The organism is Nocardia amikacinitolerans, assembly GCF_900215415.1.
GTDB classification, from domain to species: domain Bacteria; phylum Actinomycetota; class Actinomycetes; order Mycobacteriales; family Mycobacteriaceae; genus Nocardia; species Nocardia amikacinitolerans.
Genome location: NZ_OBEG01000002.1, coordinates 1,086,019 through 1,108,505, shown reverse-complemented (window position 1 = coordinate 1,108,505; position 22,487 = coordinate 1,086,019). Strand labels below are relative to the sequence as shown.

The following is a 22,487-nucleotide window of genomic DNA, read 5'->3' as shown; positions in this document are numbered from 1 at the left end:
CCTCACTGTCGAATGTGCTTCCGACGGTAGGGATTTCGATAGGCACCTCCGGGTGCCCAATGCCGATGCCATGCTGAACCCATGACCGCCGCCCCCGCCGAAACCGCCCGCCTCTCGGCAAACACCGGCTCACCGCCCCGCGGTCCTCTGTCCCCGGCTACGCCCTCGGCCGCCCACCCGGACGCGCCCGCCCCGGTCCGCCCGTTGCCCAGCTCGCAGCAACCCCCGACCCAGGACGCCCAGCCGGACGCGCCTGCCATGACCCGCGCACCCCACGGCTCGTCGCGGCAAGATCTCGCCCAAAATGCCGAGCGGGACCCGGACGTGCCCGCGCCGTCCCGCCCGTCGGATGACTCGCCCCAAAACGCGTCCGCGCTGACTCGCGTATCCGACAGCTCGTCGCGACACGACCCCGCTCTGGCCGCCCAGCGGGACCCGGACGCGCCCGCGTCGACTCGCCAGCCTCACGAATCGGCGCGACAGAATCCCGATCTCGTCACCTACCCGCCCTACGGCGACTACGAGTCCGACTGCCCGGCGCGCATGGGCGTCGACCTGTTCGGTAACTCATGGCTGCCGGTGGTCGTGTACATGCTTCGGGATGGGCCGATGCGTCCCGGCGAGCTGCGGACCGCGATCGGCGGGATCAGTCAGAAGATGCTGACCCAAACGCTGCGGCGCATGGAACAGCTCACCCTCGTGCACCGCCGCCGCTACGCCGAAGCCCCGCCGCGGGTCGAGTACCAGCTCACCGAAGCCGGACGCGATCTGCTCGGCCCGATCTATGCGCTGGGGGAGTGGGTCGACAAACACGGCCGGGCGGTGAACGCGGCGCTCGCGGGCGAGCAGGATTGACGATCTTCGTCGCGGCGACACCCCGCGGCACCGCCGAGTCCGAACAACGCGTAAACACACGGCTAACGGCCCTGGAAGGCGCCATGACCTGCGTGAAACTTCGTGTACCCGGCGTTGGTCAGTCGGTCGGCGACCGTACGATTCAAGTGTGAGTGTTCCGCAGGCCGTGTTGTTGGCAGTCCTCGCGGCTGTCGTCGGCCTGGCAGTCGGTGGCCTGCTCATTCCGTACGTGAACGCCCGCCAGGCCGCCCGAAGGCAGGCCGATTCCGGGCTGACCATGTCGCAGGTGCTCGACCTGATCGTGCTCGCCTCCGAGAGCGGCATCGCGGTGGTCGACCAGTACCGCGACGTGGTGCTGGTGAACCCGCGCGCCGAGGAACTCGGCCTGGTCCGCAACCGCCTGCTCGACGAGCGCGCATGGGCCGCCGTGGAGAAGGTGCTCGGCACCGGCGAGTCCGCGGAATTCGACCTGACCGCGAAGAACCCCATCCCCGGCCGCAGCAGGATCGCGGTGCGCGGCGTCGCGCGGCCGCTCTCGCCGGAGGAAACCGGCTTCACCGTGCTGTTCGCCGACGACGATTCCGAGCAGGCCCGCATGGAGGCCACCCGCCGCGATTTCGTCGCCAACGTCAGCCACGAGCTCAAGACCCCCGTCGGCGCGATGAGCCTGCTCGCCGAGGCGCTGCTGGAATCGGCCGACGACCCCGAGGCGGTGCGCCACTTCGGCGAGCGCGTGCTCGGCGAATCCCGCCGCCTCGGCAAGATGGTGACCGAGTTGATCGCGCTCTCTCGCCTGCAGGGCGCGGAGAAGCTGCCCGAACTAGAGGTCGTCGACGTCGACACGGTCGTCATGCAGGCGGTGGACCGCTCCCGCACCGCGGCCGAGGCGGCGGGCATCACCGTCAGCACCGACCGGCCGAGCGGGCTCGAGGTCCTCGGTGACGAGACACTGCTCGTCACCGCACTGTCCAACCTGGTGGAGAACGCGATCGCCTACTCGCCGCCCGGCTCGCACGTCTCGGTGAGCCGGTCGCTGCGCGGCGACCACGTCGCCATGGCGGTCACCGACCGCGGCATCGGAATCCCGAAAGAAGACCAGGAGCGGGTGTTCGAACGGTTCTTCCGTTCCGACAAGGCGCGTTCGCGCGCCACCGGTGGTACCGGGCTCGGTCTCGCTATCGTCAAGCACGTGGCGGCCAACCACAACGGTGAGATCACCCTGTGGAGCAAACTGGGCACCGGATCGACGTTCACCTTGCGAATACCCGCCCACCTCGAGACCGACGGCGACGAGGAAGTCGACAGTCCCGCGGTGAGCACGAAGGAAACCGGCCCGCGTCCCCAGGGACCGGGCAGACCCAATGGTGTGGAGGCACGCAGATGACGAGTGTTCTGATCGTCGAGGATGAGGAGTCGCTGGCCGATCCGCTCGCGTTCCTGCTGCGCAAGGAGGGCTTCGAGGTCACCGTGGTGGGCGACGGACCTTCCGCGCTCGCCGAATTCGACCGCTCCGGTGCCGACATCGTCCTGCTGGACCTGATGCTGCCCGGCATGAGCGGCACCGATGTGTGCAAGCAGCTGCGCACCCGCAGCGGTGTGCCGGTCATCATGGTGACGGCGCGGGACAGCGAGATCGACAAGGTGGTCGGCCTGGAGCTGGGCGCCGACGACTACGTCACCAAGCCGTACTCGTCGCGCGAGCTCATCGCGCGCATCCGCGCGGTGCTGCGCCGCGGCGCGGGCGACGAGATCGATGGCGGCAGCGAGAACGGCGTGCTGGAGGCCGGTCCGGTCCGGATGGACGTCGACCGCCACACCGTGATGGTGAACGGCAAGCCGGTGACGTTGCCGCTCAAGGAATTCGATCTGCTCGAGTACCTGCTGCGCAACTCCGGCCGGGTGCTGACCCGCGGCCAGCTGATCGACCGGGTATGGGGCGCCGACTACGTCGGCGACACCAAGACCCTCGACGTGCACGTCAAGCGGCTGCGCTCCAAGATCGAGGCCGATCCGGCCAAGCCCGAGCACCTGGTGACCGTGCGCGGTCTCGGGTACAAGCTCGAGGCCTAGCCAACCGGACAGACAACGGGCCCCGGTTCCGCCCCCTCACCCCGAGGGCGGAACCGGGGCCCGTTTCGTCGTAGGTACGTGAGCGGCCCCCGGCGGACTCCTTTAGGGGAGGTAGACCCAGGTCGGGCCGATGGCGGGAACTTCGGTCTTGCGCAACGTGATCCAGCCGAGGTCGTCTTCCTGCATGCAGTCGTAGAGCGGAACGGTGGTGCCGTTGCCGCGGCAGGCGATGGTGCGGCTGACGCCGTAGGGGCTCATGATGACGTTCTTGCCCTCTTTGGCGGCGTTCACCGCGGCCGGATCGGTCGCGGGCACGAAAGTGGCGGTGAAGTCGGCGAACTTGGTCGGATCCGCGTCCGGCTCGGCGTGCGCGCCGCCTGCCACGGAGAGGGTCGCGCCGATGACGAGTGTTGCGAGGGTGAGCGCTTTCTTCATGACCCGACATCAAACCCGAATCGGGTGACGCCCGCATGGCGAGCAGATGACCTGCCGGGTGCGTTCGGCTCACCCGAGCCGACCGGCCGGTGTGCAGGCCGCCGAACGGCAACCTGCACACCGCGCGCGTCAGCTGCTGCCGAACAGTCCGCCGAGCAGCCCGCCGAGCAGGCGTCCCGCGCTGCCGGTCCCGCTGCCGGAGGCACTGCCCGAGCTTCCGGTGCCGCCGCTGCTCGCCTTGGATACCTCGACCACGATCGACTTCGTGCTGCCGCCCTGCTCGACGGTGAGGATGTGCTCGCCCGGCGTGCTCGGCTTCCATTCGATGGTCGCGGTGCCCGGCGGCCACGGCACCTTGGGCCCGCCGATGAATTCGCCGTTGTCGCTGAAGTAGACGAGCAGACCGCCGGACGCGCCGCCGACGTCGGCGGTGATCGTGTACGTGCTGCCGACCTTGTGGTTGCTGCCGTCGACCGAAACCGACTGCACGGCCGCGTACGCCGAGGGCGCGGTCAGCACGGCGACGGCGGTGGCGGCCGCGAACGCCGTGAGTCCTACGCCCGCCCCGCGCCGGATACTGCTGGGTGATGTCATGGTGCTCCTCCTGTGCCGACCATGCGATCGACTGGACCCTACTCTTTGAAGCGATAATGTTTCAGATTTCGGCTCGAGTTGGCCCGTGCGGAAATCTCGGAACCCGGTCGGCGCGGCCATCTTTCGGGCTGCGCCAGATGTGCGCCTATCCGTTGCCGAAGAGACTGCCGAGCAACTTGCCCGCGCTGCCGGTTCCCGCGCTGCCCGTGCCGTCACCCGGATCGCCTGGATCACCGGGGTCACCTGGATCGCCCGGATCGTTCGGGTCCTTGACCTGGACGACGATCGTCTTGGTGCTGCCGCCCTGCGAGGCCGTGATGAGGTGCTGCCCGGGCGTCGTCGGCGTCCAGCTGACCGAGGACTCGCCGACCGGCCACGGCACCTTCGGGCCCGCGATGTCGTTGCCGTTGTCCGACCAGTACACGAGCAGTCCGATGCCCGCGCCGCTGAGCTTGGCGCGCAACGTGTAGGTGGTGTTGATGGTGTGATCGGTGCCCGACACGGTGATCGAGTCGACGGTGGCGTGCGCCTGCGGTGCGGCGAGGACGGCGACGGCGGTGGCCGCCGCGAAACCCGCGAGTCCGGTGCCGATCCGGCGCCCGAGCAGGGCTGACGTGGTGTAACTCATGGTGTGCTCCTGTGCTGCCCACTGGATGTGGGCCTCCGCACAGTAAGTCACCGAATGTGTGAAATGTGGACGTTTCGCAAAACTGGACAAGCGTCCGTTAGGCGTCCCGCTGCTCCGTGCCGTGCGCGGCCTGCTCCGCGTTGCGCTGCGCGTGCACCGTCGCGGGATGCACCGCGATCAACCCCAGCCCTTCGCGGCGCTTGCAGTGCCGGGCCAGTTCCTCGTAGGCCGGTTCGCCGAGCAGTTCCTTCAGCTCGGGCGCGTAGGACTGCCAGACCGGTCGCGCGCCGACGTGCGCGTCCGGCGAACCCGAGCAGTACCAATCCAGATCGAGTCCGCCGGGACCCCACCCGCGCCGGTCGTACTCGGTGATCACCGTGCGCAGGATCTGCACGCCGTCGGGACGGTCCACCCACTCCTGGGTGCGCCGAATCGGCAACTGCCAGCAGACATCCGGCTTCACCGTGTGCGGCTCCATGCCGCGGCGCAGCGCCATCGTGTGCAACGCGCAGCCGACGCCGCCTTCGAAGCCTGGCCGGTTCAGAAAGATGCACGCGCCCTCGAAGCGCCGGGTGCGCAGGGCGGGCTCGTCCTCGAGCTCGTCGAGTTCCAGATAGCCCTTCTTGGTGATCTTGCCCTTGGCGTTTCGGGCCTCGCCCATGAGCTGCCAGTCGGCCGGTGTGAGCATTCTCACAGCGTTGCGCAGGCGCTCCTGGTCGTCCTCGTCGGAGAGGAAAGCGCCGTGTGAACAGCAGCCGTCGTCCGGGCGGTCGGCGATGATGCCTTGGCAGGCGGGTGTTCCGAAGACGCAGGTCCACCGGGACAGCAGCCAGGTGAGGTCGGCGACGATCAGGTGCTCGTCATTTGCTGGATCCACGAACTCGATCCATTCGCGCGGAAAGTCCAGATCGACCTCGGGTGCCGGGTCGATCTTCGCCGCTGGTCGGGGCCGGGTCCGGCTGCTCGCCGCTGCGCCTACCGTCACATCTGCAGACGCTAACAGTTCGATCGCCTGGCCTGAAGTGGTGGTCGACCCAGTACCGTGTTCATGTGCGGCTTGGGGTACTCGACGTCGGAAGCAATACCGTTCACCTGCTCGTGGTGGACGCCCACCGTGGTGCCCACCCGATGCCGATGAGCTCGACGAAGGCCACGCTCCGGCTCTCGGAGAACCTGGACGAAGAGGGGCGGATCACCGTCCGCGGCGCCGAGCGTCTCCTCGAGACCGTGGCCGAATTCGCCAGCATCGCCGAGACTTCCCGTTGCGTCGAGCTGATGCCGTTCGCCACCTCCGCGCTGCGCGAGGCGACCAACTCCGAACAGGTGCTGGCCAGGGTGCGCGCCGAGACGGGGGTCGATCTGCAGGTGCTCACCGGCGTCGACGAGGCCCGGCTGACTTTCCTCGCGGTGCGCCGCTGGTACGGCTGGAGCGCGGGCCGCATCCTCAATCTGGACATCGGCGGCGGATCGCTCGAGATGAGCAACGGCGGCGACGAGGAGCCCGATGTCGCGCTCTCTCTGCAACTCGGCGCGGGCAGGCTCACCAGGGACTGGCTGCGCGAGGATCCGCCGGGCAAGCGCCGGGTCGCGGTGCTGCGCGACTGGCTCGACGCCGAGCTCGTCGCCCCCGCCAAACAGCTGATCGAGGTGGGTAGGCCCGACCTCGCCGTCGGCACCTCGAAGACCTTTCGCTCGCTCGCGCGACTGACCGGAGCGGCGCCCTCGGCGGCGGGTCCTCGGGTGCGCCGTACACTCACCAGCTCGGGTCTGCGCCAACTGATTGCGTTCATCTCGCGGATGACGGCGTCGGACCGTGCAGAATTGGAAGGCGTAAGTTCCGATCGGTCACAGCAATTGGTGGCTGGCGCATTGGTCGCGGAGGCGAGTATGCGGGCACTATCGCTGGATACGCTCGAGATTTGTCCCTGGGCGCTGCGGGAAGGACTGATCCTGCGCAAACTGGATACCGATATGAACGGTGGACCCAGAGCGTCGTTGCTGACGGGACCGGCGGCCGAACCAGGCAAGCCGGCGTCCGACGGTGGGACGGGGCTGTCGGGTCCGGTCGAAACGGTGTCGTCGAAGGCGCAGGCATGAGTGATGAGTCCAAGCAGCTATCGGTTGCCGAGCTGCTGGCCCGCAACGGGCAGCAGGGCGCGTCGTCCTCCGGCGGCGGTCGCCGCAGACGCGGTGGTCGCGGCATCTCTGTCGCCGAGCTGACGGGTGACCTGCCGGTCATCCGGGAGGGCGGCAGCCACTCCGCGCACGCCGCGCCCGACGACGAGGTCGCCGAAGCGCCGTCGTTCGAGCCCGCTTCCTACGCGCCGACCTCGTTCGAACCCCCGTCGTTCGAGTCACCCTCGTACGAACCGGCCGCCTACGAGCCCGCCGCATTCGAACCGGTTGCGTCCGAGCCGGTTTCGTACACCGCTCCGGATCCCGTCGCGGAGTTGCCGAGCCACTCGCCGATGTCGGGCCCGATCACCCGCTACGACCCGCTGGCGCCGTACCGGGAAACGACGTCCTATCCCGAGCCGCCGCCCTACCCGGCGACGTCGTACTCGGATCCGCCGCCCGGACGCTCCAACCTGGTGATGCCGGGACGCGACATGTCCTCCGGCTCCCGGCACAGCGCGCCGGACCCGCTGGAATCCGCGACCCCCTACGCCGATCCGCTGTCGGAGGCCCCGCGCAGCGGTCGCGGCGGCCGCAGGCGCAAGCCGGACCCCGACGAGGACGCCACCATCGTGGTCGGCCCGCCGCTGCGCGATCCGGTCGATTTCGACATTCCCCGCAACGGGCACCCGGACGAGCCGCGCGGCTCGGACCGGCAGGAACGCGGCGGCCGGGCCGCACGCCGAAGGGCGGCGGAGGCCGACGACGAGGGTCCCTCGACCGCCGCGTGGGCGCCGCCGTCGAACGATTTCGCCGCCGATTCCGGCCCCCTGCCGCTCTCGCCGCTGCCCGATCACGCCAAGCTGTCCAGCCGCGCGCCGAGCAAGGAGGCGCGGCAGGAGCCGCGAAGATCTTCCCGTTCCGAGACGCTGCGGGCCCGTGCCGAAGGCGCCCTGCCCGCCTGGTCGGCGCGGACAAGGCACAAGCCGGAGCCGGAGAAGTCCGACTCCGAGCCGGAGTCGGGCGGGATACCGACCGCCGCGTGGTCGCTTGCCAGCCAGGACCAGCAGCTGGTCTCCGGTTCCACGGTGGCGGGCGACCTGCTGCGCGACGGTGTCGAGCGCGCCGAACGCGCGGGCGGCGGTCGCGGACGGTCGCGCGGCGGCCGGGCCCAAGTCGAACTCGACGAGGGCCTCACTGATGTGCACGACCCGTTCCTGCTCGACGACGAGGAGGACGAGGACGACGCACCGGCACCGCAGAAGAAGCCCGCCGCGCGGTCGGCGCAGCGCCGCTCCCGCGCCGCGCGCAAGGCCGAGTACGACGCCAACCGCAAGCAGTGGATGATCCTCGGCGGCCAGAGCGCTGGCGCGGCGGTCGCCGGAATGTTGCTGTTCAAGGGTTTCGAGCGGATGTGGGAGATGCTCCCCTGGGTGGCGCTGGCGCTGGCGATGATCGTGATCCTCGGCCTGGTGGCCCTGGTGCGGATTCTGCGCCGGACCGACGACATCCTCAGCACGGTGATTGCCGTCGTAGTGGGCATCTTCGTCACGCTGGGACCGCTAGCCTTTCTTCTCAGTACGAACTGAGTAGGGAGCGGCTGTGGGGAACATCGGGCAGGCGGACGACACCCGGATCGGTAGCGCGGTCGGGGGACCCGCGCCCGATCAGAGCGCACAACCGGACGGGGGGACGCCGGGCGGGGCGGCGAGTCCGCCGGGGCGCGACATTCTGGTCGGGCTGTCCAGCGCGTCGGTCTACCCGCAGAACACCGAGGCGGCCTTCCGATACGCGGCCGATCTCGGTTACGACGGCGTCGAACTGATGGTCTGGGCCGAGCCAGCCAGCCAGAGCATCGCCACCGTGCAGAACTACACCCGCAAGTACGGCGTGCCGGTCCTCGCTGTCCACGCGCCCTGCCTGTTGATCTCCCAGCGTGTGTGGGGCGCGGACCCGGTGGCGAAGCTGGAGCGCAGCGTGCGCACCGCCGAGGCGCTCGGGGCGGACACGGTGGTCGTCCATCCGCCGTTCCGCTGGCAGCGCCGCTACGCGGAGGGCTTCGCCGAGCAGGTCGCCGAGCTCGAGGAGCACAGCCCGGTCGTCGTCGCGGTGGAGAACATGTTCCCGATGCGCGCCGACACGCTGTTCGGCCGCGGCGCGAACGCGGCGAAGCGGCTGGAGCGGCGCGGCGGTCCCGGCTGGGGTCTGACGGCGTTCAGTCCGTCCTACGACCCCACCGACACCGGCTTCCGGCACTACACCCTCGACCTCTCGCACACCGCGACCGCGGGCGCCGATCCGCTCGCGCTCGCCGCCAGGATGGGGCATGGTCTCGCCCACCTGCACCTGGCCGACGGGCGCGGCGCGGCGCACGACGAGCACCTCGTGCCCGGCGACGGCACGCAGCCCTGCGTCGAACTCTGCGCGCAGCTGGTGCGCAACGGCTTCAGCGGGCACGCCGTCGCCGAGATCAACACCCAGAACGCTCGCACCACCGCCCATCGCGCGGCGATGCTGCACCGCACGCTGGCTTTCGCCCGCCTGCATCTCAACGGCGTCGCGCCCACTCCGGCGTCGGCGGCCGCGCAAGCGAACCTGACGTGACACAAGCACTTTCCGCGTTACCGGGGCGTGCGGTCCACGCCCGCTCCATGTGACATCGATCCGGCCACCGGCTGGGAATGCCGCCGCCGCGACCCAGGGTTGTACGCTGTACGAACGACGCGCGGAGCCGAGCTGGGCGACCCGCGCGGTGCAGCAGGACAGGAGTGACGATGACGCTGGAGTTGACCCACGCGGCCGAGCCGACCGCGGCCGACGCCCCGTTCGGCGAGGTGTGCGCGCTGACCGAGCTGCTGTCCGCCGACGCCGAACTCGGCAGGTACGCGGGCGTCATCGACGAGATCTGGACCATCGGCGAGAAGGTGCACGGCGGCACCATGGTCGCCGCGAGCGCTGCGGCCGCCACCCGCTGGCTGCGCGCCGCCGATCCCGCGCTCGCCGAGATGGCCCCGATCGCCGCCAGCTCGGACTTCCTCGGCGCTCCCGAGCCAGGCGCGGTCGAATACGAGGTGCGCATCCGCAAGATCGGCCGCCAGATCTGCCTGGCCGACGCCACCCTCACGCAGAACGGCCGCGCCATGGTGCGCACCGCGTTCACCTTCGGCCACCTCGACGACATCGAGCCGCTCTACGCGCCCGAGCACGGCGACATGCCCGCCGAACCGGCGCCGGACGCGATGGGTTACGAGGGTTCGCCGATGGGCAAGATCGTGCACGTCGCCAAGGGCGCCGATCTCTACCTGGACCGGTCGTGGGCGCCGTTCCTCGAGGGCGCGAAGGGCGAGCCGCGGCTGCGGCTGTGGATGCGCCCGTTCGACGGCGATCAGCGCGACCCCGACGTGTCGATGTACTTCGCGATGATGGCCGCCGACATGAGCCCGCCGGTGCCGATGAACCTCGGCCACTTCGGCTGGGCCCCCACCGTGCAGATGACCACCTACTTGCGGCGCAGGCCGGCGCCGGGTTGGCTGCGCGTCATCGCCACCTCGCACGAAGTGGGCGGCCGCATGTTCGACGAGGACCAGCTCATCCTGGACAGCACCGGCGCGGTGGTCGCCCAGAGCCGCCAACTCGCACTGATTCCCCAGCGCCGCTGAGGCGCGCACTAACCTTTACCACCATGACGAGAATTGCGGTGATCGGTGGAGGCCGGATCGGGGAGGCGTTGATCGCCGGTTTGCTGGAATCGGGCAGGGCGAGCAAGGATCTGGTCGTCGTCGAGACGCACGCCGACCGGGCCGAGCTGATCGCGAGCCGGTTCGGCGTGCGCGTCACGGGCGAGGCGGCCGACGCGGCCGTCGGCGCCGATCTGCTGGTGATCGCGGTCAAGCCGGGTGACGTCGACACGGTGCTGACCGAACTGGGCAAGGCCGAGCTGAACGCGGGCGACCGCGACCAGGTGCTCGTCTCGCTGGCCGCGGGCGTGCCGACCGCGCGGCTGGAGGCCAAGCTGCCCGCGGGCTTCCCCGTGGTGCGGGTGATGCCGAATACCCCGATGCTGGTCGGCCAGGGCATGAGCGTGCTCGCGCCGGGGCGCTACGCAAAGCCCGAGCAGCTGGAGCTGGTCACCGACGTGCTCGGTTCGGTCGGCAAGGTCGCCACGGTCGCCGAGTCGCAGATGGACGCGGTCACCGCGGTGTCCGGCTCCGGTCCCGCCTACTTCCTGCTCGTCGTCGAGGCCATGATCGACGCCGGCGTCGGGCTCGGCCTGACCAGGGACGTCGCGACGCAGCTCGTGGTGCAGACGATGGTCGGTTCGGCCGCGCTGCTCGACGAGTCCGGCCAGAGCGCGGTGGACCTGCGCGCGGCCGTCACCTCGCCGGCGGGCACCACCGCGGCGGCGTTGCGCGAACTCGAGCGCGGTGGCGTTCGGTCGGCGTTTCTCGAGGCTTTGCACGCGGCCAAACAGCGGTCCGCCGAACAGGGCGCGTCGGCGGAATAGCGCGCACGACGCGTACATCTAGCGTTCGCATTGGGGCAAACCGGGCGTCAGAAGCTGATTTCTCACACACGTCGCAGTAATCCCACTAGCCCCGCTAAGCTTCAAGGAGCACGTGCGTGTCTGTTCCGCCGGTGGGGAAGCCGGCGGCGCGGACGTGCCGGAGGTCAATGGTGCAATGATGTCTTCCAACAAGATGTCTGCAAATAGCTCGGGGACGTCACCAGGTTCGTCAGGACCGTCAGGTGGCCGTAGCGGTGGCCGAGCGCAAGGCAGTTCGGGATCGTCGGGCCAATCGATGCTCGGCGGTGGTACGCAATTCCTCACCGTCGCCGAAGTGGCGAATCTGATGCGGGTGTCCAAGATGACGGTCTATCGGTTGGTGCATTCGGGCGAGCTGCCCGCGGTGCGCGTCGGCCGGTCGTTCCGCGTGCACGCGAAGGCCGTGCACGACTACCTGGAGACGTCCTACTTCGACGCTGGGTGAGGCGGTTTCGCCCCTGACAGGGACCCGCTCGACGCGCGGGAGCCCGCGAACGACGGCGTGCGTGCCCGCGAGGGCCGTTGCTCGTGCCGCCATCGGATACCGGTAGGATGAACCCTCGGTTCGTGTTCGCCTGCCTGCGGCGCCAGTTCGTGGTGTCCGGTGGCCGCTGGCGGCGCGGATGCCGAAATCAGCTAGGCGTACGCGACGGCGTGCGCGCCGAGTAGAGAGAACGCGAGGACACCCTATGGGTTCTGTGATCAAGAAGCGCCGCAAGCGCATGTCGAAGAAGAAGCACCGCAAGCTGCTTCGCCGCACGCGTGTTCAGCGGCGCAAACTCGGCAAGTGAGCGCGCGCGCCCTTGGCGCGAGATGAGGCCCGTCACCAGATCGGTGGCGGGCCTCTGTTTTTGAAACAGTTCAGTTTGAAATATTTTCATGTAACCGGTGACTGAAGTCATCGTTAGATCCTGATTAATACTCTCGGCGACCCAGACGGTAGCGGCTACTCTGGAACCGCCGAATAAACGTAAATGGGGGCCTGGTAGGTGGGATCGGGTGCTGCGGTGGGATCTGACATAAGAGACGGGCACACGCCCAAGGTCGTGATGGTGACCGGCGCCAGCCGCTTCTTCGGCAGCGCCGTGGTAGCCAAGCTCGCTCAGGATCCGGCCGTCGAGCGTATTCTCGCCGTCGACACCATGACCCCCAGCCGAGAGCTGCGGCGCCGCATGGGCCGCGCCGAGTTCGTCCGCGGCGACATTCGAAATCCCCTGATCCGCAAGGTGATCGGCAACCACGAGGTCGACACCGTCGTGCACACCGCGATCCTGGCCAAGCCGCCCGCGGGCGGCGGCCGCGCGGTGATGAAAGACCTCAACGTGCTCGGCGCCATGCAACTGTTCGCCGTCTGCCAGAAGTCGCCTTCGGTGCGGCGCGTGGTAGTCCGCTCGACCTCGGCGATCTACGGGTGCAGCGCCAAGGATCCGGCGAAATTCACCGAGGAAATGAGTGCGCGCAGGCCGCCGCGCGGATGGTTCGCCCGCGACATGATCGAAATCGAGGGTTTCGTGCGCGGGCTCGCTCGCCGCCGCCCCGATATCGCGGCATCGATTCTGCGTTTCGCGCCCATTGTGGGCCCACGGCTGGCCGGGCGCGGCGTACAGTATCTCCGTTCACCGGTAACCCCGACCGTCTTCGGCCGGGACCCTCGAATGCAGCTGTTGCACGAAGAAGATGCGGTGGCCGCGCTCGCACATGCGGCGCAAGCGGCCCCCGGCGGTACCTACAACGTCGCGGGCGATGGTGCGTTGGCGCTGTCGCAGGCGGTGCGTCGGGCGGGGCGCATCGAACTGCCGGTGCCGTTCACGGTGTTCCGCACCGCTGGTCGCGCGTTGATGGGGCCGGTGATGCGGGAATTCACCGGCGAACAACTGGATTACTTCCATTTCGGCTGTGGCCTGGACACCACGCGGATGCGAACCGAACTCGGTTTCGAGCCGCGCTGGACAACCGTTCAGGCGTTCGACGACTTCATCGGGGGCGCAGCGTTGCGGCCCGTCTTCGATCCAGCGTGGATCGATGCCGCAGAAAAGAAACTGCTCGGCCTCATCGGGGCCGGTACGGGAGCACACCAATGAACGACGTGGCGAAAGTCATCCAACTTCATGATCTGAATATCGAAACAAGGCAGCGCACCAGCACCCGCCGCTGGCCGGAAATGCCGAAGGGCGAGACGAAGCCGAGCCGGGTCACGTCGTTGACCGATCGACTCGCCTCGGCCGTGCCGCAGCGGCCGCAGTCGCTGACCGACCTGATCCGCAAAGAGGTCGGCAAGCAGATCGGCCGCACCGCCGACTTCGCGCGCCGCCGCGTGACCGGCGACTACCAGGTCGACGAGTTCGGCTTCGACGAGCATCTGCTCGAGTCGGTCATCCTGCCCGCGCTGCGCCCGCTGTCGGACCTGTGGTTCCGCGTCGAGGTCAGCGGCATGGAGAACATCCCCGAGGTGGGTGGCGCGCTGGTGGTGGCCAACCACGCGGGCACCGTTCCCGTCGACGGCCTGATGCTCCAGCTGGCCATCCACGACCACCACGCCAAGCAGCGCGCGCTGCGCCTGCTCGCCGCCGACCTCATCTTCGAGCTGCCGTTCCTCGGCGTGCTTGCCCGCAAGGCCGGGCACACGCTGGCCTGCCGCGAGGACGCCGAACGCCTGCTGCGTTCCGGCGAACTGACGGGCGTCTTCCCAGAGGGGTTCAAGGGCGTCGGCAAGCAGTACTCCGACCGCTACAAGCTGCAGCGCTTCGGGCGCGGCGGTTTCGTCGCCGCCGCGGTGCGCACCGGCGTGCCGATCATCCCGTGCTCGATCGTCGGCTCCGAGGAGATCTACCCGAAGCTGGCCGACATCAAGCCGCTCGCCCGCCTGCTCGGGCTCCCGTACTTCCCGGTGACGCCGATGTTCCCGCACTTGGGCCCGCTCGGCGCGGTGCCGCTGCCCTCGAAGTGGTACATCGAGTTCGGCAAGCCCATCGCCACCACGGCCTACGAGCCGGAGGCCGCCGACGACCCGATGACCATGTTCGAGGTCACCGACCAGGTCCGCGAGACCATCCAGCAGACGCTCTACAAGCTGCTCACCAAGCGCCGCAACCCGTTCACGGGGTAGCTCTGTCTTTGGCGCGCTGGCGCGCGCGTGTTCGCGGCCTTTATGTCTCGCTGCCCAGCGGTCGAGACTCGCGACTTCGTCGCATGCGCTTCGACCGCTGGGCAGCGAGACGGCCGCGAACGGGTCGCTCGTCGGGCTCGCTCCGTGTGGGGCGAGCGGGTGCTTAAGGTGCGTTGGCCCGCGGATCGAACCCGACCCGATTGGTTTGGCGGGCCGCCGTCAGTGGTCGCGCCGACGGGTGACTGCCGCGGCCACCGCCCCACCTGCCGCGCCCAGCGCCAGCGCCGTCGGCACGCCGATCTTGGCCGCCTTGCGTCCGGTGCGGAAGTCGCGGATCTCCCAGCCTCGGTTCTTGGCGACCTCGCGTAGGTCCGAGTCGGGATTGATCGCGACCGCCGTGCCGACCAGCGAGAGCATCGGCACGTCGTTGTGGCTGTCGGAGTAGGCGGTACAGCGCTTGAGGTTCAGGCCCTCGCGGATGGCAAGCGTGCGCACCGCGTGCGCCTTGCCGAGTCCGTGCAGGATGTCGCCGACCAGGCGCCCGGTGAACTTCCCGTCGACGCTCTCCGCGACGGTGCCGAGCGCGCCGGTCAGGCCGAGCCGCTTGGCGATCACCTGCGCCAGCTCCACCGGCGTCGCGGTGACCAGCCAGACCTGCTGGCCCGCGTCCAAGTGCATCTGCGCCAGCGCCCTCGTCCCCGGCCAGATCTTGTCGGCGATGATCTCGTCGTAGATCTCCTCGCCGAGCGCGGCAAGCTCGGAGGTCGGGCGGCCCGCGATGAACGAGAGCGCCTTCTCCTTGCCGGAGGCCATGTCGGTGCTGCTCTCCTTGCCGGTGACGCGGAACTTCACCTGTTTCCACGCCACGTCGACCAGGTCGGAGGTCTTGAAGTACTTGCGCGCCGCGAGACCGCGCGCGAAATGCACGATCGAGGCACCCTGCACCATCGTGTTGTCCACGTCGAAGAACGCCGCGGCGGTCAGATCGCGCGGCACCTCCGGTCCCGTCGGCTCGGCGGTCGCGAGCTCCGACTCGTGCAGCGAGAGCGCCGCGTCGGCGCTGGCCTCACCGGCCAGATTCGCCCGGACCTCCTCCTCGGTCGGTCCGAACGGGCTGCGGGAGATGCGGGCGAGCTGATCCTGCAGGCCCTGGCCGAGCGGGCCCAGATGCCACCGCACCGGGAACTCGCCGAACCGGCCCGCGATGAACCCGGCCCTCTCCACCTTCGATCGTTCCGGCACCAGTACCTCCGCCCGTTCGCGCGAACCACGTCCACAGTAACTGTCTTCGGCGACAGTCACCCGGAGACCACGCGCACCGCGACTGCGGTGGCGAGGGGTTTTAATATCCGGCATGACCAATCCCACAGATGGCTCCGCCGCGCCGTCCGGGCACGAAGTGATTTTGCTGACCAGGGCGGGCTGCGGGTTGTGTGCTACGGCACTGGAGCAGTTGCGCGCGATTTGCGCGGATTTCGGCGTCGAACCGGGCACCGTCGATGTCGATGTCGCCGCGGAAACCGACCCTGGCCTGCGCGCGGAGTACGGCGACCGGCTTCCCGTCGTCCTGCTGGACGGCCGCGAGCACAGCTACTTCGACGTCGACGAGGCGCGTTTGCGGGCGGATCTGGGTCGCTGATCGGTGTGATCCGTGTCCGATTTGGCCGCTGCGCTGGTCGCGGCGGAAAATGAGGCCAATTTCACCGACTTTGTGCAGGGCTTCACAAGCGGTTACGGTGGTGGCACGCGACCCGCATGCCGAGGCTGCGGAGCCGCCCTGAAATCCGATACTTCGACCATGGCACCGGACCGCCGCCGGGCTCGAGGTCGAACGACGAACCGGACCTGTGCAGGCCGGAACGAGGAGCCGACACGTGACAGAGCAGCATGAGGCGCCGGGCGGCGTCTCCGGCAGGGCTCTGCAGAAGGACATCCCGCAGGCCACGGTGGCGCGACTGGCCACCTATCTCCGGGTCCTCGCCATGTTGGCCGATGACGGTGTGCTCATCGTATCGAGTGAGGAACTCGCTGTCGCGGCGGGTGTCAATTCGGCCAAGTTACGCAAGGACTTATCCTTCCTCGGCCCCAACGGCGTCCGGGGTGTCGGCTATGACGTGGCGAAGTTGCGGACCAGGATCGAGGACGTGCTCGGTCTGTCCGGTGGGCATCGCGTGGTACTCGTCGGTGTCGGAAATCTGGGCCGGGCCCTGGTCGGCTACGGCGGCTTCCGGCGGCGCGGATTCAGCGTGGTCGGCCTCTTCGACGCCGATCCCGACGTGATCGGCCGGTCGGTCGCCGGACTCACCGTGCGCGATGTCGCGGGCTTGGCCGCGGGCGTCGCCGAACTGGAACCAACCATCGCGGTCATCGCGGTGCCCGACGACGCGGCCCAGGACGTGTGCGACCAGCTGGTCGCCGCCGGGTTGCAGTCGATTCTGAGCTTCTCCGCGTGCGGGCTGATCGCGCCGCCCGCGGTGGAAGTCCGCCGGGTGGACCTGGCGGTCGAAATGCAGATGTTGTCGTTCGAACGGACCCGCAACGCCGAGCCGGAACCGCTGCCCGAGGTGGCGCACGCGGGGTCCGGCCGGATCGCGCGCCGCGTGCCGACTCCGCACTCCCCGGCCGGGCACCCGGCCCTCACGCACTCGACGACCTCGCATTCGGCAACGGAGCCAAGCAGCAAGGGATCGGTGGTCACACCATGAGCGAACGTAGTGAGCGAATCATGTGCCAGCGTGTCATACACATGCCGAAGCCGAGCGTCAGCGAGGCGCAGGCATGAGTATTCTGCTCGTCGGGATTTCGCACAGGAGCGCTCCCGTCGCAGTGCTGGAGAAGGTCGCCATCACCGATGCCGACCGTCCCAAGCTGATCGATCGAATGCTCGCCTCCAGCCACATCTCCGAGGCCATGATCGTGTCGACCTGCAACCGCGTCGAGGTGTACGCGGTGGTCGACGCCTTCCACGGCGGTCTTGCCGAGGTCGGCGACCTGCTCACCAAGCATTCCGGGCTGCCGCTGCCGGATCTGACCAAGCACGCGTACGTGCGCTACAGCGAGGCCGCTGCCGAGCACCTGTTCGCGGTGGCCAGCGGGCTGGACTCGATGGTCGTCGGCGAGCAGCAGGTGCTCAGCCAGATCCGCGGCGCCTACGCTTCCGCCGACGCCCAGCAGGCCGTCGGGCGCACCCTGCACGAGCTGGCCCAGCACGCGTTGCGGGTCGGCAAGCGGGTCCACTCCGAGACCGGCATCGACCGCGCGGGCGCGTCGGTGGTGTCGGTCGCGCTTGACCGGGCCAAGCAGGTGCTCGGCGAGCTGGCGGGCCGCACGGCCGTTGTCGTCGGTGCGGGTGCGATGGGCGGGCTGGCCGTCGCGCATCTGTCGCGCGCGGGCATCGGCCGCATCCTGGTGGTGAACCGGACGATCGAGCGGGCGCGCAGACTCGCCGAGACCGCGAGCTCCTACGGCGTCGAGTCCACCGCGCTCGAACTCTCCCGGCTCACCGAGGCGATGGCCGCCGCCGACGTGGTGGTCACCTGTACCGGTGCGGTCGGCGCCGTGGTGACGCTGGCCGACACGCACCGCGCGCTTGCCGATCGTGATCGCGCCGAATTCCCGGCGACCGAGCGCCCGCTGGTGTTCTGCGACCTCGGCCTGCCGCGCGACGTCGAGCACGCGGTGGCCGGTCTGCCGGGTGTCGCGGTGATCGACATCGAGACCCTGCAGCGCGATCCGGCCGCGGGCGCAGCGGCCGACGACACCGCCGCCGCACGGTCGATCGTCGCCGACGAACTCGCCAAGTACCTGGCGGGGCAGCGCATGGCCGAGGTGACCCCGACGGTCGCCGCCCTGCGCCAGCGCGCCGCCGAAGTGGTGGAAGCCGAACTGCTGCGGCTGGATTCGCGGTTGCCGAGCCTGGCCGATCCGGAGCGGGACGAGGTGGCGCGCACCGTGCGCCGGGTCGTCGACAAGCTGCTGCACGCGCCGACCGTGCGGGTGAAGCAACTCGCGTCGACGCCGGGCGGCGACAGCTACGCCGAGGCGCTACGCGAACTGTTCGAACTCAAACCCGGTGCGGCGCAAGCGGTTGCCGCTCCGATGGAAATCAGCACGCTCACCGGTGACCTCGGCCTCGGACTCGCCGACGACTTCACCGCGGGACATCTCGGCGAGGAGGGCAAGTCGGCATGACCGTCGTTCAGGAAGAGGACAACATGACCGCCGACGGCACCCGCGCGCCGTGGCGCATCGGCACCCGCGGCAGCCTGCTCGCGCTGACCCAGGCGGGTACTGTGCGCGACGCGCTGATCGCCGCCGGGCATCCGGCCGAGCTCGTCGTGGTGAAGACGCCAGGCGATCTCTCCTCCGATCCGGTGCAGAAGATCGGCGTCGGCGTGTTCACCTCGGCGCTGCGCGACGAGCTGGCCGCGGGCACGATCGACATCGCGGTGCACTCCTACAAGGACCTGCCGACCGCGCCGGACGCCCGCTTCACCATCGCCGCCATCCCGCCGCGCGAGGACCCGCGCGACGCCCTGGTGGCCCGCGACGGACTGGTGCTCGGCGAACTGCCCGCCGGTTCCCGTATCGGCACCTCCGCTCCGCGCCGCGCGGCTCAGCTTGCCGCGCTCGGGCTCGGCCTGGAGATCGTGCCGCTGCGCGGCAACCTGGACACCCGCCTGCGCAAGGTCACCGACGGTGAACTCGACGCGGTGGTGGTGGCCAGAGCCGGTCTGTCCAGGATCGGCAGGCTCGACGCCGTGACCGAGGCGCTGGAGCCGGTGCAGATGCTGCCCGCTCCCGCGCAGGGCGCGCTCGCTGTCGAGTGTCGCAGCGACGACGCCGAGACCATCGAGGCGCTGACCCGGCTCGACGACGCGGCCACCCGGGCCGCCGTCATCGCCGAACGGTCGCTGCTCGCCGAGCTGGAGGCCGGGTGCACCGCGCCGATCGGCGCGCTCGCCGAGGTCGTCGAGTCGCTCGACGACGACGGCCGCATCGTCGACGAGCTCTCGCTGCGCGCCTGCGCCGCGGCCGCCGACGGATCCGAGGTGCTGCGCGCTTCGGTGGTCGGCGCACCCGCCGAGGCCGACCGGCTCGGCCGCACGCTCGCGCAAGAGCTCTTGGAGCTGGGGGCGCGCGAGCTGCTCGGTACCCCCGGACCAGACGGCACGGATGCGAGATCCGAGCATCCAGGTGACGTCCCGAACACGGAGCGGTCGCGACCGGGCGCGGCCGAAGGTCGTATCAGCAATCCCAGCCCAATGGAGAACAACCAATGAGCCGAGCCACCAAGAAGCACCCCGGTCGGATCTTGTTCGTCGGGTCGGGTCCCGGCGACCCGGCGCTGCTGACAGTGCGTGCGCGCGAGGTGCTCGGGCGGGCGACACTGGCTTTCACCGATCCCGATGTCGACAAGGGTGTGCTCGCGCTGATCGGCACCGCCGTCGAGGAGAACGAGGACGGCACCCGGCCGCTCGACGTGCGACCCGCGCTCGGTGAGCCCGCGGAGGTCGCGAAGACGCTCATCGCCGAGGCGCGCAACGGCCACGACGTGGTCCGCGTCGTCGCGGGTGATCCGCTGACGGCCGATTCGGTGATCACCGAGGTCACCGCGGTGACCCGCTCGCACATGGTTTTCGAGGTGCTGCCCGGCCTGCCGAACGGCTCCGCGGTACCCAGCTACGCCGGCATCGCGCTCGGCTCCGGTCACACCGAGGCGGACGTGCGCGGCGAGGTCGACTGGGCGGCGCTGGCCGCCGCGCCCGGCCCGCTCGTCCTGCACGCCACCTCCGGCCACTTGGCCGAGACCGCGAGCGCGCTGGTCGAGCACGGCATGGCGCCGCAGACCCCGGTCGCGGTGACCGTGCGCGGAACCACCCGCCAGCAGCGCACCATCGAAGCGACACTGGCCACGCTGAACAGTGCCGCCTCCGAGCTGGTCGGCCCGCTGGTGGTGACCATCGGCAAGGCGGTCGCCACCCGGGCGAAGATGTCGTGGTGGGAGTCGCGCGCGCTGTACGGCTGGACCGTGCTCGTGCCGCGCACCAAGGATCAGGCCGCCGAGATGAGCGAGCGGCTGGTGACCCACGGCGCCATCCCGATGGAGGTGCCGACCATCGCGGTCGAGCCGCCGCGCAGCCCGGCGCAGATGGAGCGCGCGGTCAAGGGTCTGGTCGACGGCCGCTACCAGTGGGTGGTGTTCACCTCCACCAACGCGGTGCGCGCGGTGTGGGAGAAGTTCGCCGAATTCGGTTTGGACGCGCGGGCGTTCAGCGGCGTGAAGATCGCCTGCGTCGGCGAGGCCACCGCGGACAAGGTGCGCTCGTTCGGCATCAACCCGGAGCTGGTGCCTTCGGGTGAGCAGTCCTCCGAGGGTCTGCTCGCCGACTTCCCGCCCTACGACGACGTTTTCGATCCGGTGAACCGGGTGCTGCTGCCGCGCGCCGACATCGCCACCGAGACGCTGGCCGAGGGTCTGCGCGACCGCGGCTGGGAGATCGACGACGTGACCGCCTACCGCACGGTGCGCGCTTCGCCGCCGCCCGCGGAGACCCGCGAGATGATCAAGACCGGCGGTTTCGACGCGGTGCTGTTCACCTCGTCCTCCACGGTCCGCAACCTGGTCGGCATCGCGGGCAAGCCGCACGCGCGCACCATCGTTGCCTGCATCGGCCCGAAGACCGCCGAGACGGCCATCGAGTTCGGCCTGCGCGTGGACGTGCAGCCCGAGACCGCGCAGGTCGGCCCGCTGGTCGAGGCGCTCGCCGAGCACGCGGCCCGGCTGCGCGCCGAGGGTCTGCTTCCGCCGCCGCGCAAGAAGAGCCGGCGCAGCCGGTAAGTTCCGTCCGCCGCGAAACGCCCACCGAGTGTGGGCGTTTCGCGTTTCGGACGTAGGCATCGTTGTGCGCCGGGTGGGTCGGCGCGGCGAACGCCCACTTTGCGTGGTCGTTGCGCGTTTGGGGTCGACGCTGTTCGCGCCGTTCTTCGGCCGCATCCGTTTTCGGCACCGCCCACAGCGCTGACCGTGCGGCGAACATCCATCCTGAGAGGGTGTTTTGCATCCCCGGGGTCGAGGCTGTGTGCACCGTTCGCCGACCTGAACGGTTTCGGCCGGTCCGCGGAGCTTCCGCGCGGCGAAACGCCCACGGCGTTGTGGACGTTTCGCTTTCGCGCCCGGCCTCGGGCCGGACGCAGTCAGCGGCTGTAGCGCAGCAGGGTGCGCACCAGGCGGCACGTGGTGTCCGATGGCGGGCGGATGCCGACGAGTTCGGCGGTGGCACGGATCTTCTCGTTGCTCGCCTGGGTCGGCAGGTAGATCCCCGAGTCGAGCAGGGCGATGCTCAGCCGCATCGCCTTGAGCCTGCGGTTGTGCGTGACGTACCACTTGCGCGGACGCCCCGCGGGCAGCGGGCGCTTCTCCAGCGGCCGGTAGGGCGTGATGATCGTGGACTTTCGGGCGGCTGCGGTCGCGGGCACTTGCGTCCTCCCCTCGCGATCGGGAACCCGGCGGATCCCCTCGAACACAGCTTCGATTCTACCCGCCCCCACCGACAAAAACCGCTGGCCGCAACCCTTTTCGCGTACTCAGTCGGTGCACACCGATTGCTTGATCTGCGGGTTGCGTCCGGTCGCCGCGCCGATCGCGTTCGCGGTCGCGTCGGCCCTGGTCGGGCCACGTCCCCATGACCAGCTGTTGTCGGAGGCTCGCGCGACGGCGCCGCACTTGTTGACGAAGTTCAGCATCACCCGGCAGTCGGACTTGTCGCAGGTGTCGACCGCCACGCGTTCGGCCCTCGCCTTGGTGCTGTAGTTACGCGCGCCGCCCGTCGCGCCGGTCGACGGCGAGTACGCGATCGCGCCCCACTTGTCCTGGTCCGCCGCGGCGGGGCCCGCGGAGACGCCGAGCAGTGTTCCGGCGATGGCCGCGGTGAGCGTCACGCGCAACACCGTGGTGGTCAGCTTCTTCATCGGGATCCCCCAAAAGATTTGTCCGGCAGCTCGTTTGCCGCGTCGTCTCCAACCTATCGAGCTCGCTTACCGTCTTCCGAACGATCGCTTAATGCCGCGATGTGCCTGCGGTTCGCCGCCCGGCGAGTTGGGTTGCGGGGAGGCGGATGCTGGTCTTGGCGCGCCGCAGG

Annotated in this window: 24 protein-coding genes; 17 read left to right on the top strand and 7 right to left on the bottom strand. The window is 69.5% G+C overall.

What is annotated here, in order from left to right; genetic code table 11:
• Positions 1 to 81 precede the first annotated feature (81 nt).
• The 3 genes from CRP45_RS34615 to CRP45_RS13195 all read left to right on the top strand — a co-directional run bounded on the left by CRP45_RS34615 (position 82) and on the right by CRP45_RS13195 (position 2,925).
• Positions 82 to 855: a winged helix-turn-helix transcriptional regulator gene (locus CRP45_RS34615; protein ID WP_245910094.1), complete on the top strand. Its 774-nt coding sequence runs from the start codon at positions 82 to 84 to the stop codon at positions 853 to 855.
• A 148-nt stretch (positions 856 to 1,003) separates the two neighbouring features.
• Positions 1,004 to 2,239 (top strand): sensor histidine kinase, encoded by a 1,236-nt coding sequence (locus CRP45_RS13200; protein ID WP_097245239.1) that lies wholly within the window; start codon positions 1,004 to 1,006, stop codon positions 2,237 to 2,239.
• Complete coding sequence (locus tag CRP45_RS13195) at positions 2,236 to 2,925, top strand: response regulator transcription factor (RefSeq protein WP_097245238.1); 690 nt, start codon at positions 2,236 to 2,238, stop codon at positions 2,923 to 2,925. Before CRP45_RS13200 ends, CRP45_RS13195 begins: the two co-directional genes overlap by 4 nt.
• Before the next feature lie 102 nt (positions 2,926 to 3,027).
• Here CRP45_RS13195 and CRP45_RS13190 read toward each other — a convergent pair whose 3' ends face one another.
• The 4 genes from CRP45_RS13190 to CRP45_RS13175 all read right to left on the bottom strand — a co-directional run bounded on the left by CRP45_RS13190 (position 3,028) and on the right by CRP45_RS13175 (position 5,513).
• Positions 3,028 to 3,360, bottom strand: coding sequence for a hypothetical protein (locus CRP45_RS13190; RefSeq protein WP_097245237.1), 333 nt, complete (start codon positions 3,358 to 3,360; stop codon positions 3,028 to 3,030).
• Between the two features lie 129 nt (positions 3,361 to 3,489).
• The gene (locus CRP45_RS13185; protein WP_067792079.1) at positions 3,490 to 3,954 is read right to left on the bottom strand and encodes a hypothetical protein; all 465 of its coding nucleotides are present in this window, start codon (positions 3,952 to 3,954) and stop codon (positions 3,490 to 3,492) included.
• A gap of 145 nt (positions 3,955 to 4,099) precedes the next feature.
• Positions 4,100 to 4,582 (bottom strand): hypothetical protein, encoded by a 483-nt coding sequence (locus CRP45_RS13180; RefSeq protein ID WP_097245236.1) that lies wholly within the window; start codon positions 4,580 to 4,582, stop codon positions 4,100 to 4,102.
• Between the two features lie 97 nt (positions 4,583 to 4,679).
• On the bottom strand, positions 4,680 to 5,513 hold the full coding sequence (locus CRP45_RS13175; RefSeq protein ID WP_097245492.1) for a DUF3109 family protein: 834 nt from the start codon (positions 5,511 to 5,513) through the stop codon (positions 4,680 to 4,682).
• A 119-nt stretch (positions 5,514 to 5,632) separates the two neighbouring features.
• Between CRP45_RS13175 and CRP45_RS13170 the strand changes: the two genes are divergently transcribed.
• From CRP45_RS13170 to CRP45_RS13130, 9 genes are all read left to right on the top strand, one after another.
• The gene (locus CRP45_RS13170; protein ID WP_097245235.1) at positions 5,633 to 6,679 is read left to right on the top strand and encodes a Ppx/GppA family phosphatase; all 1,047 of its coding nucleotides are present in this window, start codon (positions 5,633 to 5,635) and stop codon (positions 6,677 to 6,679) included.
• Entirely contained in the window at positions 6,676 to 8,286 is a 1,611-nt protein-coding gene (locus CRP45_RS33820; RefSeq protein WP_179830857.1) for a hypothetical protein, read from the top strand. The genes CRP45_RS13170 and CRP45_RS33820 overlap by 4 nt, the downstream gene beginning before the upstream one ends.
• A gap of 139 nt (positions 8,287 to 8,425) precedes the next feature.
• Positions 8,426 to 9,301, top strand: coding sequence for a sugar phosphate isomerase/epimerase family protein (locus CRP45_RS13160; protein WP_097245491.1), 876 nt, complete (start codon positions 8,426 to 8,428; stop codon positions 9,299 to 9,301).
• A gap of 170 nt (positions 9,302 to 9,471) precedes the next feature.
• Positions 9,472 to 10,356, top strand: coding sequence for a thioesterase family protein (locus CRP45_RS13155; protein ID WP_097245490.1), 885 nt, complete (start codon positions 9,472 to 9,474; stop codon positions 10,354 to 10,356).
• Positions 10,357 to 10,379: 23 nt separating this feature from the next.
• Positions 10,380 to 11,201 (top strand): pyrroline-5-carboxylate reductase, encoded by an 822-nt coding sequence (gene proC / locus CRP45_RS13150; RefSeq protein ID WP_097245234.1) that lies wholly within the window; start codon positions 10,380 to 10,382, stop codon positions 11,199 to 11,201.
• Between the two features lie 295 nt (positions 11,202 to 11,496).
• Positions 11,497 to 11,685: a helix-turn-helix domain-containing protein gene (locus tag CRP45_RS13145; protein WP_040696222.1), complete on the top strand. Its 189-nt coding sequence runs from the start codon at positions 11,497 to 11,499 to the stop codon at positions 11,683 to 11,685.
• 244 nt (positions 11,686 to 11,929) lie between these two features.
• Entirely contained in the window at positions 11,930 to 12,031 is a 102-nt protein-coding gene (locus CRP45_RS13140) for a 30S ribosomal protein bS22 (protein WP_003402602.1), read from the top strand.
• Between the two features lie 258 nt (positions 12,032 to 12,289).
• Positions 12,290 to 13,321 (top strand): NAD-dependent epimerase/dehydratase family protein, encoded by a 1,032-nt coding sequence (locus tag CRP45_RS13135; RefSeq protein ID WP_174554887.1) that lies wholly within the window; start codon positions 12,290 to 12,292, stop codon positions 13,319 to 13,321.
• Positions 13,318 to 14,346 (top strand): lysophospholipid acyltransferase family protein, encoded by a 1,029-nt coding sequence (locus tag CRP45_RS13130; RefSeq protein ID WP_067792100.1) that lies wholly within the window; start codon positions 13,318 to 13,320, stop codon positions 14,344 to 14,346. Before CRP45_RS13135 ends, CRP45_RS13130 begins: the two co-directional genes overlap by 4 nt.
• A 219-nt stretch (positions 14,347 to 14,565) precedes the next feature.
• Here CRP45_RS13130 and CRP45_RS13125 read toward each other — a convergent pair whose 3' ends face one another.
• Entirely contained in the window at positions 14,566 to 15,513 is a 948-nt protein-coding gene (locus CRP45_RS13125) for an HAD family hydrolase (RefSeq protein WP_245910138.1), read from the bottom strand.
• Between the two features lie 187 nt (positions 15,514 to 15,700).
• Between CRP45_RS13125 and CRP45_RS13120 the strand changes: the two genes are divergently transcribed.
• The 5 genes from CRP45_RS13120 to CRP45_RS13100 all read left to right on the top strand — a co-directional run bounded on the left by CRP45_RS13120 (position 15,701) and on the right by CRP45_RS13100 (position 21,187).
• Entirely contained in the window at positions 15,701 to 15,985 is a 285-nt protein-coding gene (locus tag CRP45_RS13120) for a glutaredoxin family protein (RefSeq protein WP_097245232.1), read from the top strand.
• Positions 15,986 to 16,220: 235 nt separating this feature from the next.
• Positions 16,221 to 17,051 (top strand): redox-sensing transcriptional repressor Rex, encoded by an 831-nt coding sequence (locus tag CRP45_RS13115; protein WP_097245231.1) that lies wholly within the window; start codon positions 16,221 to 16,223, stop codon positions 17,049 to 17,051.
• A 73-nt stretch (positions 17,052 to 17,124) separates the two neighbouring features.
• On the top strand, positions 17,125 to 18,537 hold the full coding sequence (locus CRP45_RS13110) for a glutamyl-tRNA reductase (RefSeq protein WP_097245230.1): 1,413 nt from the start codon (positions 17,125 to 17,127) through the stop codon (positions 18,535 to 18,537).
• Positions 18,534 to 19,628 (top strand): hydroxymethylbilane synthase, encoded by a 1,095-nt coding sequence (hemC, locus tag CRP45_RS13105; RefSeq protein WP_084483448.1) that lies wholly within the window; start codon positions 18,534 to 18,536, stop codon positions 19,626 to 19,628. The genes CRP45_RS13110 and hemC overlap by 4 nt, the downstream gene beginning before the upstream one ends.
• On the top strand, positions 19,625 to 21,187 hold the full coding sequence (locus tag CRP45_RS13100) for a bifunctional uroporphyrinogen-III C-methyltransferase/uroporphyrinogen-III synthase (protein ID WP_097245229.1): 1,563 nt from the start codon (positions 19,625 to 19,627) through the stop codon (positions 21,185 to 21,187). The genes hemC and CRP45_RS13100 overlap by 4 nt, the downstream gene beginning before the upstream one ends.
• A gap of 356 nt (positions 21,188 to 21,543) precedes the next feature.
• Here the strand turns inward: CRP45_RS13100 and CRP45_RS13095 are convergent, their stop codons facing one another.
• Complete coding sequence (locus CRP45_RS13095) at positions 21,544 to 21,825, bottom strand: hypothetical protein (RefSeq protein WP_067792203.1); 282 nt, start codon at positions 21,823 to 21,825, stop codon at positions 21,544 to 21,546.
• A 108-nt stretch (positions 21,826 to 21,933) separates the two neighbouring features.
• On the bottom strand, positions 21,934 to 22,317 hold the full coding sequence (locus CRP45_RS13090; RefSeq protein ID WP_067792115.1) for a DUF4189 domain-containing protein: 384 nt from the start codon (positions 22,315 to 22,317) through the stop codon (positions 21,934 to 21,936).
• Between the last annotated feature and the right edge of the window lie 170 nt (positions 22,318 to 22,487).